11 protein-coding genes are annotated in these 12,918 nt (G+C 62.9%); all 11 read left to right on the top strand.

What is annotated here, in order from left to right:
* A partial coding sequence (locus Q8R81_RS01740) for a CoA-transferase (RefSeq protein ID WP_305615563.1) occupies nt 1-357 on the top strand: 357 nt, incomplete at its 5' end.
* Nucleotides 358-443: 86 nt separating this feature from the next.
* The gene (locus tag Q8R81_RS01735) at nt 444-911 is read left to right on the top strand and encodes a (2Fe-2S)-binding protein (RefSeq protein ID WP_305615561.1); all 468 of its coding nucleotides are present in this window, start codon (nt 444-446) and stop codon (nt 909-911) included.
* A complete protein-coding gene (locus Q8R81_RS01730) occupies nt 901-3,105 on the top strand; it encodes a xanthine dehydrogenase family protein molybdopterin-binding subunit (RefSeq protein ID WP_305615559.1) in 2,205 nt (734 codons plus the stop codon). The genes Q8R81_RS01735 and Q8R81_RS01730 overlap by 11 nt, the downstream gene beginning before the upstream one ends.
* A 199-nt stretch (nt 3,106-3,304) precedes the next feature.
* The gene (locus tag Q8R81_RS01725) at nt 3,305-4,204 is read left to right on the top strand and encodes a ThuA domain-containing protein (protein ID WP_305615557.1); all 900 of its coding nucleotides are present in this window, start codon (nt 3,305-3,307) and stop codon (nt 4,202-4,204) included.
* A 47-nt stretch (nt 4,205-4,251) separates the two neighbouring features.
* Nucleotides 4,252-4,866, top strand: coding sequence for a gluconate 2-dehydrogenase subunit 3 family protein (locus tag Q8R81_RS01720; RefSeq protein WP_305615555.1), 615 nt, complete (start codon nt 4,252-4,254; stop codon nt 4,864-4,866).
* A 14-nt stretch (nt 4,867-4,880) separates the two neighbouring features.
* Entirely contained in the window at nt 4,881-6,569 is a 1,689-nt protein-coding gene (locus Q8R81_RS01715; protein WP_305615553.1) for a GMC oxidoreductase, read from the top strand.
* Nucleotides 6,569-7,690 carry a ThuA domain-containing protein gene (locus Q8R81_RS01710; RefSeq protein WP_305615552.1) on the top strand — a complete coding sequence of 374 codons (1,122 nt, stop codon included), beginning with the start codon at nt 6,569-6,571 and terminating at the stop codon, nt 7,688-7,690. Before Q8R81_RS01715 ends, Q8R81_RS01710 begins: the two co-directional genes overlap by 1 nt.
* Nucleotides 7,691-7,814: 124 nt before the next feature.
* A complete protein-coding gene (cysD, locus tag Q8R81_RS01705) occupies nt 7,815-8,735 on the top strand; it encodes a sulfate adenylyltransferase subunit CysD (protein ID WP_305615551.1) in 921 nt (306 codons plus the stop codon).
* A gap of 111 nt (nt 8,736-8,846) precedes the next feature.
* Nucleotides 8,847-10,763 carry a sulfate adenylyltransferase subunit CysN gene (gene cysN, locus Q8R81_RS01700; RefSeq protein WP_305615548.1) on the top strand — a complete coding sequence of 639 codons (1,917 nt, stop codon included), beginning with the start codon at nt 8,847-8,849 and terminating at the stop codon, nt 10,761-10,763.
* A 44-nt stretch (nt 10,764-10,807) separates the two neighbouring features.
* Complete coding sequence (locus tag Q8R81_RS01695) at nt 10,808-11,548, top strand: 3'(2'),5'-bisphosphate nucleotidase CysQ (protein ID WP_305615568.1); 741 nt, start codon at nt 10,808-10,810, stop codon at nt 11,546-11,548.
* A 241-nt stretch (nt 11,549-11,789) separates the two neighbouring features.
* Nucleotides 11,790-12,902 (top strand): LuxR family transcriptional regulator, encoded by a 1,113-nt coding sequence (locus tag Q8R81_RS01690; protein WP_305615547.1) that lies wholly within the window; start codon nt 11,790-11,792, stop codon nt 12,900-12,902.
* Nucleotides 12,903-12,918: the final 16 nt, after the last annotated feature.

Here is a 12,918-nt window from a genome sequence, read left to right as displayed (position 1 = left end):
GGCGGCAAGATCGATCTGACCGTGCTGGGCGCGATGGAAGTGGCCGAAAACGGCGACATCGCCAACTGGATGATCCCGGGCAAGATGATCAAGGGCATGGGCGGGGCGATGGACCTTGTAGCCGGTGTCAAAAAGATCATCGTGGTGATGGAACATTGCGCCAAGGACGGCAGCCCGAAATTCATCCCCGCCTGCACGCTGCCGCTGACCGGGCGCGGCGTGGTGGACATGATCGTGACCGACCTTGCGGTGTTCAGCCGCGCGGATCATGCATCGCCGTTCTGCCTGATCGAATGCGCACCGGGCGTTTCGGCTGAGGACGTGCGGGCGAAGACTTCGGCGCATTATATCGGTTAGCGCACACCCCCACGAAAAGGCATTTGTAACCGGCACGCCATCGGCATAGTGCATGGCGCATAAATGCTGCCTCCGGAGTGCCCACAATGCCGACAATGCTGAAAGTGAACGGAACCCCGCGCGAGGTGAACGTTCCCGGTGAAAAGCCGCTGCTGTGGGTTCTGCGTGAGGATCTGGGCTATCTCGGGCCGAAGTTCGGCTGCGGCGCGGGGCTGTGCGGGGCTTGCACCGTGCATCTTGATGGGCAGGCAATCCGTTCATGCATCACACCGATCAATGCGGTGGGCGATGCGGCCATCACCACCATCGAAGGCGTGGCCGCCAGCGTGGTGGGCAAGAAGGTGAGCGAGGCGTGGGTTGATCTTGACGTGCCGCAGTGCGGATACTGTCAGGCCGGACAGATCATGAGCGCGGTGGCCTTGCTTGAGGCCAACCCATCACCCAGCGATGCCGATATTGACTCTGCAATGGCGGGCAACCTGTGCCGTTGCAGCACGTATCACCGCATCCGCGATGCTATCAAGCAGGCCGCAGGAGGCACCAATGCGCGCTGATATGACCGCCCTGTCCACGGACCGCCGCGTTGTTTTGAAAGCCATGCTGGCCGCTGGCGGCACGCTGGCGTTCGACATCCAGATCGCCGCTGCGCAAGGCGCAAAGCCCAATGGCGCGGCTTCGGCGCGGATCAGCGCCTATGTGGCCATTGCGGCGGACAACACGGTTTCGATCACATCGAAGAACCCCGAAATCGGCCAAGGCGTGAAAGCCATGCTGCCGATGCTGATTGCCGAAGAACTGGACGTTGCGTGGGCCTCGGTGAAAGTGGAACAGGCCGTGGCTGACCAATCGCGCTTTGGCGAACAGTTTGCGGGCGGATCGATGACCACGCCGATGAACTGGATGCCGATGCGGCAGGCCGGTGCCACGGCGCGCGCGATGATCGTGGCGGCGGCGGCAAAGCAGTGGGGCGTACCCGCAGCGGAACTTTCCACCAGCGCGGGCGAAGTGATCCATGCGGCCACCAAGCGCCGCGCGCCCTATGCCGCGCTGGCAGCGGCGGCGGCAAAGGAAGCTGTGCCCGATGTGGCCTCGCTGAACCTGAAAGACCCGGCCACGTTTGCGATCATCGGCAAGCCGGTGCGCGGGCCGGATACGCCTGCGATCGTGGCGGGAAAGCCGCTGTTTGGCGTCGATGCCGTGCTGCCGGGCATGGTCCATGCCGCCCTGCTGACCGCGCCGGTGCGCGGGGCCACGCTGAAAAGCCACGATGCGGCCAAGGCGCTCGCCCTGCCCGGCGTGCGCAAAGTGGTGGCGCTGCGCCAGCTTGGCCATGACGATGCGCCGGTCGATGCGCTGGCCGTGGTGGCCGACAGCTGGTGGACCGCCAGCGAAGCCTGCAAACTGCTGGTTGCGCAATGGGATAACGGCGGGCGTGACAAGCATTCAGACGCGGCGTTTGCAGGCGCAGCCAAGGCAGCCTTTGCGGGCAAGCCTGCCACCTCGGTGCGCAAGGAAGGCGATGTTGATGCAGCGCTGGCCAAAGCCGCCAAGGTGGTGTCAGCGCAATACAGCTACCCCTTCCTGGCCCATGCCACGCTGGAGCCGCAGAACTGCACAGCGCAGTTCAAGGACGGCAAGCTGGAACTGTGGGTGCCAAGCCAGATTCCCAATGAGGGCAAGGATCTCGTCGCCAAGGCACTGGGCCTTGCACCCGAAACCGTCAGCGTCAGCGTGACACGCATCGGGGGCGGGTTCGGGCGGCGGCTGCAAAGCGATTTCATGATCTTCGCCGCCGCGATCGCGCGCGAGGTTCCGGGCGTTCCGGTGAAGCTGATCCTTGACCGCGAAGAGGACTTCAAGCTCGACTTTTTCCGGCCCGCAGGCTTCCACAAGCTGGACGCAGGGCTGGATGCCAGTGGCAAGCTGGTGGCCTTCAGCACCCATTTCGTCACGTTTGGCGCCAAGGGGCAGCCGGGGCGCGGCGGGGAACTGCCGAACGATCTGGTCCCGGCCAACCTTGTGCCCGATATGGACCTTGGCATGACCGTGCTGGACAGCAACGTGCCGCTCGGCTGGCTGCGCGCGCCGGGATCGAACGCGCTGGCCTTTGCCACGCAGGCGTTTCTGGATGAAGTGGCAGGCGCAGCGGGCAAAACCCTGCCCATTTTCATGCTGGGCGTGCTGGGCGCGCCGCGCCTTGTTTCGCCGCCCAAGATCCCCGGCGTGCCCGATATCTGGCAACCGCCCGCGTTCCATACAGGCCGTGCAGCAGCGGTGACGCTCGAGGCGATGAAGATGTCTGGCTGGAAAGATGAACCGGTCAAGGGACGCGGGTTCGGCTTCTATTTCAGCCACCTTGGCTACTTTGCAGTGGTGGCCGATTGCGCGCAGGTGGATGGCGCGGTTCGGGTGACGAAGATGTACGTTGCAGGCGACATCGGCAGCACCATCATCAACCCGATGAACGCCGAACAGCAGATCAGGGGCGCGATGATCGAAGGCATCGGCCATGTCATCAGCGGGCTGAAAGTGCCGTTTGCAAACGGACAGGTGCAAGTGGCAAACTTTGACGCCTATCCCCTGCCCCGGATCGACGTGGTGCCGCCCATCGCAATTTCGATGGTGCGCAGCGACAATCCTCCCACCGGGCTTGGCGAACCGGCATTGCCGCCGGCCGTGGCAGCTGTGGCCAACGCCGTCAGCAGCCTGATGGGCAAGCGCGTGCGGTCACTCCCTTACGAGGGATGATGCGATTGTGAACCCGCGCAAGTGCGGGTTCACAAGGGCACGCCCGACCGTGCAAAGTTCTTGTTACCGTTAACTTGACCAGCGCTGCCAATTGTCTAAAACCATGCATTCCGGGCGGTGAAACGCGCTGCGGAAAATCGCGAATCGGCCCATAGCAAGGAGGCGGATCGCGGCTGGACTGGGGAGAGACGGCACCGTGGTGCGCAAGGCGTTTAGGATCATCGGCTGGGTTTTGCTTGCGCTGCTACTGCTGCTTGCCGTGCTGGCATGGCAGCAGTGGGACACGATCCAGCGCGTGTTCCTGGGTGGTGTCCATACGCATGAAACCGTGCCCCCGGCCCTTCCCGCAAACCTGAACCGCCCAGCCATACTGGTGTTTTCCAAAACCAACGGCTTCCGCCACGAAGAGGCGATTCCAGCGGCCAACACTCTGCTTGACCAGATTGCAGCACAAAATGGCTGGGGCATTTTCAAGACGGAGAACGGCGCGGTATTTTCGCCCGACATACTCGCCCGGTTCGATGCGGTAGTGTTTTCAAACACCAGCGGCGACGTGTTCAATCCGGCGCAGCAGGCCGCGTTCAAGGCCTATCTTGAAAATGGCGGCGGCTATGTCGGCATCCATGCTGCGGGCGATAACAGCCACGCAGGCTGGCCGTGGTATATGCAAAGCGTGATCGGCACGACGTTCACCGGCCACCCGATGAAGCCGCAGTTCCAGCGCGCCACTATCCGCATAGAGGATAACACCCATCCCGCCACGCGCGATCTGGGCAAGGTATGGCAACGCACCGACGAATGGTATTCCTTCGACAAATCGCCCCGCGGCGTGCCCGGCGTGAGCGTTTTGGCCACGCTGGACGAGAAGACATACAACCAGGAAGGCCTGCTTGGCGAAGATCTGAAGATGGGCAGCGATCACCCGATCATGTGGTGGCGCTGCGCCGGAAAGGGCCGCGTGTTCTATTCCGCGCTGGGCCACACCGCCGCATCCTATGCAGAGCCGGAATACAAGGCCGTGCTGACCAACGCCATTTCGTGGGCAATGCGCCAGCAGGGCGAAGCCTGCGGCACCGCGCCAGCGCCCGCGCAGCCATGACTTTCAACACCAGCATTCACCCATCCACCCTCAGGGAAGCACAACCGATGTTCCACACAGATGCCATTGACCGGCGCGACGCGATGGCCCGCATTGCGCTTTTGCTGGGCGCAACCGCGCTTCCGGCCGAAGCGTTTGCAAAGTCGCTGCGTGGCAACGAACCCTTTCTGGCAGCAGGGCAATTCGCGCTGCTTTCCGCCGTGGCCGACACGGTGATGCCCGCCACCGATACCCCCGGCGCGCTTGCTGCCAAGGTTCCGGCGCGGCTTGATGTGATGCTGGGCGCATGGGCTGCACCTGCCACACGCGATGCCATCGGCGGCGCGCTGGTGCGGATTGAAGACGCGGCCAAAGCCAAGACCGGCAAGAGCTTTGCCAAGCTGAACGCAAAGCAGCGCGAAGCCGTGCTGCGCCCGCACGACGCCGCCGCGCTGGCAAAAACCGGCAAGCCGACAACTTCGGGCAAGTTCCCGTTCGGGTCATACATCCCGGTGGCCGATCCCGGCTACTTGCGGCTCAAGACCTTGATCGTCGATCTCTACTACTACAGCCCCGAAGCGACGGCGACCGAGCTGGTCTATGAACATGTGCCCGGCAAGTTCGAGCCTTCGATCAAGCTTACCCCCAAATCGCGCCCATACCTTGGCGTTGGCCCCTTCTGAAGCGAGTGATGACAATGTTTGATGCAATCGTGATCGGTTCGGGGATGAGCGGCGGTATTTCCGCCAAGGAACTGTGTGAGCGCGGGTTGAAAGTGCTGCTGATCGAACGCGGCAAAAAGGTGGAGCACGTCACCGACTATAACGACACGCAATCGCCGTGGGATCTGCCCAACAACAACGCCGTTCCCGAAGAGGAGCTGGCGCGCGATTACCCCGTGCAGGGTCAGTGCTATGCGATGAACGCTGCCACCAAGCAGTTCTGGGTCAAGGACAGCGAACACCCCTATATCACGCCCGAAGAGCGCCCCTTCACATGGATTCGCGGCTATCACCTTGGCGGGCGGTCGATCATGTGGGGCCGCCAGTCCTATCGCCTGTCGCCTATGGATTTCGAAGCGAATGCCAAGGACGGGCACGGCGTTGACTGGCCGATCCGCTATGACGATCTGGCCCCGTGGTACAGCCACATCGAAAAGTTCATCGGCGTGGCTGGCACCAAGGAAAATCTGCCGCAGTTGCCCGATGGCGAGTTCCTGCCCGGGTGGGAACTGAACGACGCCGAGAAGCTGTTCAAGGCTTCGGTCGAACAGAATTTCCCGGGCCGCAAGGTCATCATCGGCCGCAATGCCAACTTGTCGCAGGCGCAGCCTCACCATGAAGAACTGGGCCGCACCAGCTGCCAGAACCGCTCCATCTGCGAGCGCGGCTGCAGCTTTGGCGCAAACCATTCCAGCCTTTCGTCATCGCTCCCAGCGGCAGAGCGCACCGGCAACCTGACCACCGTGACCGACGCCATCGTCCATTCGCTGGTGCAAGACCCCAAGACCGGGCGCATCACATCGGTGCGCGTGATCGATGCCAAGACGATGGAAGGCAAGACCTATGAAGCCAAGGTCTTCTTCCTCAACGCATCGACCATCGGCACCGCGCAGATCCTGCTCAATTCAAAAAGCGAAGCCAATCCGCGCGGGTTGTGCAACAAATCCGATCAGGTCGGGCGCAACATCATGGACCACATGTATGCGCTCAGCACCGTGGGGATCATGCCCGATTACCCGAAGGACAGCTATTATCGCGGTCGTCGCCCCACCGGCATCTACATCCCGCGCTATCGCAATGTCACCGAGGACGGCGGCGATTACGTGCGCGGCTATGGCTATCAGGGCGCAGTTGTGCGGCGCGGCGGCATGCCCGATGCTGGCACGCCCGGCCTTGGGCAGGACATCAAGAATCGCGGGCGTGAATTCGGCCCGTGGACGGCGTTCATCTCGGGCTTTGGCGAAATGCTGCCCAACCCCGAAAACCGCATGACGCAGGACGAAGTGCGCAAGGACAAGTGGGGCATCCCGCTGCTCAACATCAGCGTCGGTTTCAGCGAGAATGAGCGCAAGATGGCCAAGCAGATCCTTGCCGATGGCCGCGCGATGATCGAAGGCGCGGGCGGCACGGTCGTTTCGCAATCGACCCAGCCCGGACCTCCGGGCCTTGGCATTCACGAAATGGGCACCGCGCGCATGGGCCGCGATCCGATGACGTCAGTGTTCAACGGCTTCAATCAGGCACATGAAGCGCCCAACCTGTTCTGCACCGATGGCGCGGTGATGACCTCGTCCGGCTGCCAGAACCCATCACTCACCTATATGGCGATGTCGGCCCGCGCCGCGCACCATGCGGCGGAATGGATGAAGGAAGGCAAGCTGTGATGCTGCGAAGGCTAATGGCTTCGGCCATCGGCGCGGCGTTTCTGGTGGCGGCAGGCAGTGCTTCTGCCGCCGCACCGGCGACAGATTGCGGCAATCGCGACACGCCGTTTTCCGCAGCATCGCCACTGGTGGACGTGCTGCTGAGCGAACAGGCCAAAGCGGTGGTCGAAAAGGTCATCCCCGGCAAGATCGCCACCATGCCGCCGCTGTTCTCTGGCACCACGCCGCCCACGTTCGCGGCCATTCTCGATGTGAAATCGGCCGCGCGCTTCCTTGGCACAGACGCTGCCAAGATCGCGGAAATCGATGCAGGCTTGCGCGCCGTGCCGGTAACCGATGCCGACCGCGTGGCCCGCTGCGCCCGCTTTGACAATGAAGTCCCCGCCTTCACCCGCGTTGCGGGCAAGCCGAACATTCTGGTGTTTGAAAAGATCAACGGCTTCAAGGACACCCCCTCGGTCGATGCGGCCCACGCCGCGCTGATCGCAATGGCCGACCGCAAGGGCTGGGCGCTTTCGTTCACCGACAAGGGCGGCGCATTCAACCCGCAGACGCTGGGCCAGTTCGACGTTGTATTGTGGAACAACATCTCGGGCGATGTGCTGAGCGTATCGCAACGCGCGGCATTCAAGGGCTGGCTCGAAGCTGGTGGCGCCTTTGTGGGCGTGCATGGTTCGGCGGGCGATCCGGTCTATTTCTGGGACTGGTATCCCGATACGCTGATCGGCGCGCGCTTTGCCGGGCACCCGCGCGGCAAGCAGTTTCAGGAAGCGCGCATCGCCACGGTCGCTGCACACCCGCTCGCCAAAGGCCTGCCCTCAGAATGGCGGATGACCGACGAATGGTATTCGTTCAAATCCAACCCGCGCCTTGCCGGGGCCACCCCGGTGCTGACGCTGGATGAAAGCACGTATGAACCCAACGATCCGCAGATGCCGGGTCTGGTGATGGGCGCAGACCACCCGCTGGCGTGGACCAACTGCATCGGCCAGGGCCGCGTGTTCTATTCCGCCATAGGCCACCGGCCCGAAACCTACAGTGAACCCAACCACCTGCGCCTGCTGGAAAACGCCATCGGCTGGGCAGCAACAGACCGGGGGGCATGCGCATCACCCCGGTGATGTGATCTGGGGCAAGGTGCGCTAAAGAAAAAAGAGTCGCGCCTTGCTCCCAAATGGGAACTTCGCTGCATATTGCGATGCGGCATCGCAGGATCATTGACCGCAACAGCGCAGTATCCTTGCCATGACCACCTACCCTGATCGCAAGACGCTTACCCATCTTGAGCGCCTCGAATCCGAAGCCATCCACATCATGCGCGAGGTTGTGGCCGAGGCCACGAACCCGGTGATGATGTATTCGGTGGGCAAGGACAGCGCAGTTATGCTGCACCTTGCGCGCAAGGCGTTTTACCCCTCGCCGCCGCCGTTCCCGCTGCTCCACGTCGATACCACGTGGAAGTTCAAGGAAATGTACAAGCTGCGCGACAAGATGGCGGTCGATAGCGGCATGGACCTGCTAGTCTATCAGAACCCCGAAGCGGCTGAACGCGGAATCAACCCGTTCGATCACGGCGCGCTGCACACCGATATGTGGAAGACCGAAGGTCTGAAGCAGGCGCTCGACAAGTATGGCTTTGACGCGGCCTTCGGCGGCGCGCGGCGCGATGAGGAAAAGAGCCGCGCCAAGGAACGCATCTTCAGCTTCCGCACCGCCAGCCACGGCTGGGATCCCAAAAACCAGCGCCCGGAACTGTGGAACCTGTACAACGCCCGCAAGAACAAGGGCGAGTCCATCCGCGTGTTCCCGATCAGCAACTGGACCGAGCTGGACATCTGGCAGTATATCCACCTGAACAACGTGCCGATCGTGCCGCTGTACTTTGCGGACGTGCGCCCCACAGTGATGCGCGATGGCATGATGCTGATGGTCGACGATGAACGCTTCCCGCTGCAGCCGGGCGAAGAGCCGGTGATGCGCTCGATCCGCTTCCGCACGCTGGGTTGCTACCCGCTCACCGGCGCGGTGGAAAGCACCGCCAAGACGCTGCCGGAAGTCATTCAGGAAACCCTGCTCACCACCACCAGCGAACGCCAGGGCCGCGCGATTGACAAGGACGCAGGCGGCGCGGGCATGGAAGTGAAGAAGCAGCAGGGATACTTCTAACCTCACCAGCATGATGTGCGTCCCCGCGAAGGCGGGGACCTCGTGCCGAAAACGCCATTCTTACCGGCCTGAGGCCCCCGCCTTCGCGGGGGAGCAGGGAGGAACCAGACGATGACCGACACAACCACCGATCCCATTTACGTCACCGAAGCGCTGATCGCCGAGGACATTGACGCATACCTTGACCAGCATCAGCACAAGACCATGCTGCGCTTCATCACCTGCGGGTCGGTGGACGATGGCAAGTCCACTCTGATCGGCCGCCTGCTTTATGATTCGAAGATGATCTTCGAAGACCAGCTGGCCGCGCTGGAAAGCGACAGCAAGAAGGTGGGCACGCAGGGGCAGGAGATTGACTTTGCGCTGCTGGTCGACGGTCTGGCGGCAGAGCGCGAACAGGGCATCACCATCGATGTCGCCTACCGGTTCTTCAACACCGAAAAGCGCAAGTTCATCGTGGCCGATTGCCCGGGGCATGAACAGTACACGCGCAACATGGTGACCGGCGCTTCGACCGCCGACCTTGCGGTGATCCTGATTGATGCGCGCAAGGGCGTGCTGGTGCAGACGCGCCGCCATTCGTACTTGTGCCACCTCATCGGCATCCGCAACATCGTGCTGGCCGTGAACAAGATGGACCTTGTCGACTACGATCAGTCGGTGTTCGACTCGATCGTCAAGGATTACACCGATTTCGCGCGCAGCATCGGGATCAACACTTTCACCGCGCTGCCGATCTCGGGCTTCAAGGGCGACAACATCACCACGCGGTCGGCCAACACGCCGTGGTATTCCGGCCCGACGCTGATCGACCACCTCGAAACGGTCGAAGTGCTGTCCGCGCTTGACGCTGAAAAGCCGTTCCGCATGCCGGTGCAGTGGGTCAACCGCCCCAACCTTGATTTCCGGGGCTTTTCGGGCCTGATCGCCACCGGCAGCGTCAAGCCGGGCGATGACATCCGCGTGCTGCCTTCGGGCAAGACCAGCAAGGTCACGCGCGTTGTCACACTGGACGGCGACCTTGATCAGGCGGTCGCAGGCCAGTCGGTCACGCTGTGTCTGGCCGATGAAGTCGATTGTTCGCGCGGCGATGTGATCAGCCTTGCCGACAATCCGCCGCAGGCCGCCGACCAGTTCGAAGCCACCGTTGTGTGGCTGAATGACGAAGCGATGGTGCCGGGCCGCGCCTATTGGCTGAAGCTGGCGACGCAGACCGTTTCGGCCACCGTGCAAAGCCCCAAGTACGTCGTCAACGTGAACACGATGGAGCATCTGGCCGCCAAGACGCTCGAACTCAACGCCATCGGCGTGGCCGAACTTGCCACCGACAAGTCCGTGGTGTTCGAAGCCTATACCGATGGCCGCACGCTGGGCGGCTTCGTGCTGGTGGACAAGATCACCAACGCAACCGTGGCTGCGGGCATGCTCAACTTCTCGCTCCGCCGCGCGCAGAACGTGCATTGGCAGGCGCTCGACATCAGCCGCGAGGCGCACGCCGCGTCGAAGAACCAGCGCCCGCGCGTGCTGTGGTTCACCGGCCTGTCCGGTTCGGGCAAATCGACCATCGCCAACCTGGTTGAAAAGAAGCTGCACGCGCTGGGCAAGCACACGTTCCTGCTGGACGGCGACAATGTGCGCCACGGGTTGAACAAGGATCTGGGCTTTACCGAGGCGGACCGCATCGAAAACATCCGGCGCGTGGGCGAAGTGGCGCGGTTGATGACCGATGCCGGCCTGATCGTCCTCACCGCCTTCATCAGCCCGTTCCGTGCGGAACGCGACATGGTGCGCAGCCTGATGGCGGACGGCGAATTCGTCGAAGTGTTCGTCGATACGCCGCTGGAAGTGGCCGAAAGCCGCGACGTAAAGGGCCTCTACAAGAAGGCGCGGTCGGGCCAGCTCAAGAACTTCACCGGTATCGACAGCCCCTATGAAGCGCCGGAAGACCCTGATTTCCGCGTAAATACCACCACCGAAAGCCCCGAAGACGCCGCCGAACGGATCGTCAATGCCATGCTGGCCGGTTGAGAGTACAGACCATGACCGACACAACCACCATGATCCAATCTGGCATGACCGACGCTGCGCTGGCCGCGCACCTTGCCGAGGTGGCCGGAAAGCTTCTGCTGACCGTGCGTGACAGCGGGATGCTTAGCCTGAAGAAGCTGGGCAAGGCAGGCGATGCCACCGCCAACCAGTTTCTTGTCCACGCTCTGCTGGAACAGCGCCCCGATGATGGCCTGCTGTCCGAAGAGGAAAAGGACAACCTTGATCGGCTGGCCATTTCGCGCACGTGGATTGTCGACCCGGTGGACGGCACGCGCGAATATGGCGAATCGCGCGCAGATTGGGCCGTGCATGTGGGCCTTGCCATCGATGGCGTGGCGACGACTGGCGCAGTGGCGCTTCCCGGTGCAGGCATCATTTTGCGCACCGATCAACCGCGCCAAGTGCCCTCAGCCCCCGCAACGCTGCGCATGGTCGTCAGCCGCACGCGCCCCGCGCATGAGGCAGTGGCCGTGGCCGAAGCGATTGGTGCCGAACTGGTGCCGATGGGCAGCGCCGGGGCCAAGGCGATGGCGGTGATCCTTGGCGATGCCGACATCTATCTGCATTCGGGCGGGCAGTTTGAATGGGATTCCTGCGCGCCGGTCGCCGTGGCGCTGGCCCACGGATTGCACTGTTCGCGCATCGATGGCCGCCCGCTGGTCTATAATCAGGCCGATACCTATATGCCCGATCTGCTGATCTGCCGCACCGAACATGCCGAAATGGTGCTGGAAGAAATCCGCAAGGTTAAGCCCAAGGCGTAAGGCTGGATTGAGTGGGCTTGCAGCGATCAGAAGTCATCGTCATCCTGAACTTGTTTCAGGATCCATTTCGCCTGTGAAACGGCGGTTTGTGACGAGAAATGGACCCCGGCCTTCGCCGGGGTGACGATCTTGGTAGAGGCCTCTGAGAACGAGATAAACCTCACGCTCAGGTTTCCCCGGGGAAACATCCAACAGGTTGACGCACACTTGACGCCTGCCCTCCCACATGGGAGCAAGCGTCATGGCCTTTACGCCCGCTGACCAGCGCGAGCTGTATCTGCCCCTGATCGAGGGCATTCATGAAACGCCGCCGTTCGGCCTGTTCATGCGCAATCTTGTGGCGCGAACAGGCGCACGGCGCGCGTTCCTGATCATGACGTTGGCCAATGCCGCGCCGGGGCAGGAGCCGGTGGTCATCCCGGTCAGCGCACCCCGCGCTGCGCAAGAACCGCACCTCGATTTCCGCAGACTTGCCACGTTGGGCCTGCATCAGCATCGCGCGCTGCGGCCCGGGCGGGTCTATGCTCTCGACGAAATGCTGGATTATGATGATCCGGCGCAATTGGCGCGGCAGCGCGATGCGCTGGAAGACATGGGCATTCGCCACGCCCGCTGGCTGCGTGTCAGCGCGGGCGGAGCCGCCGATGCCTGGCTGGTGCTGGTGCGATTGCGTGAGGATTTTTCGGCCAGCGCCGTCTCGCTGCTGTCCGACATCGCGCCGCATCTTGCATCGGCGCTGCGCACGCTGGTGGCGCTGATCGGGCAGCGCTTGCAAACCGGGCTGGCGCAATCCGCGCTGGAACGGCTGGGCATCGGCCAGATCGCGCTGGATGCCGAAGGGCGGGTGATGGCGGCGGATGCTTTGGCCGAAAGCATGCTGACGTTCCTGCCCGAACCCAGCCAACGCGCAGGCCGAAGGCTGCAACTGCTGCCCGAAGTGGAGCGCCAGCTTGAAAGCGCCTGCGCCGCGCTGGCATCGGGCGCGGGGCCATCCGTCTGCGTGCTGCAAGTCGATCCGCGCCGCGCCATCGACCTTGTGCTGCGCCGCGCTGATTTGCAGCTTGATGATCCGGCGGCGCGGCCCGCGGTGGTAGGCCTGCTGCGGCTTGACCGGCGCGAAGACAGTGCCGCCGGAGCCGCAACATTGCAGGCACTGCACGGCCTTTCCGCGCAGGAGGCGGCATTGGCGCAGGCCCTTTCGCGCGGGGAACCACTGGTCGAAGCAGGGCTTGCTCTGGGCCTTACCGCCGAAACCGCGCGCAATTATTCTAAGCGCATCTACAGCAAGACCGGCACCACCGGCCAAGCCGATCTGGTGCGACTTATCCTGTGCGGCCCCGCGCCTCTTGCGTAGAAGCGCCATTCCCGAA

Source organism: Novosphingobium sp., assembly GCF_030696665.1.
Taxonomy (GTDB): domain Bacteria; phylum Pseudomonadota; class Alphaproteobacteria; order Sphingomonadales; family Sphingomonadaceae; genus Novosphingobium.
This window is presented reverse-complemented; position numbering and strand designations above follow the sequence as displayed.

Coding starts and splice junctions, on each gene's coding strand:
- Q8R81_RS01735 (WP_305615561.1), top strand. CDS start 444: ATGCCGACAATGCTGAAAGTGAACGGAACCCCGCGCGAGGTGAACGTT.
- cysD (WP_305615551.1), top strand. CDS start 7,815: ATGACCACCTACCCTGATCGCAAGACGCTTACCCATCTTGAGCGCCTC.
- Q8R81_RS01730 (WP_305615559.1), top strand. CDS start 901: ATGCGCGCTGATATGACCGCCCTGTCCACGGACCGCCGCGTTGTTTTG.
- Q8R81_RS01715 (WP_305615553.1), top strand. CDS start 4,881: ATGTTTGATGCAATCGTGATCGGTTCGGGGATGAGCGGCGGTATTTCC.
- cysN (WP_305615548.1), top strand. CDS start 8,847: ATGACCGACACAACCACCGATCCCATTTACGTCACCGAAGCGCTGATC.
- Q8R81_RS01690 (WP_305615547.1), top strand. CDS start 11,790: ATGGCCTTTACGCCCGCTGACCAGCGCGAGCTGTATCTGCCCCTGATC.
- Q8R81_RS01720 (WP_305615555.1), top strand. CDS start 4,252: ATGTTCCACACAGATGCCATTGACCGGCGCGACGCGATGGCCCGCATT.
- Q8R81_RS01695 (WP_305615568.1), top strand. CDS start 10,808: ATGACCGACGCTGCGCTGGCCGCGCACCTTGCCGAGGTGGCCGGAAAG.
- Q8R81_RS01710 (WP_305615552.1), top strand. CDS start 6,569: ATGCTGCGAAGGCTAATGGCTTCGGCCATCGGCGCGGCGTTTCTGGTG.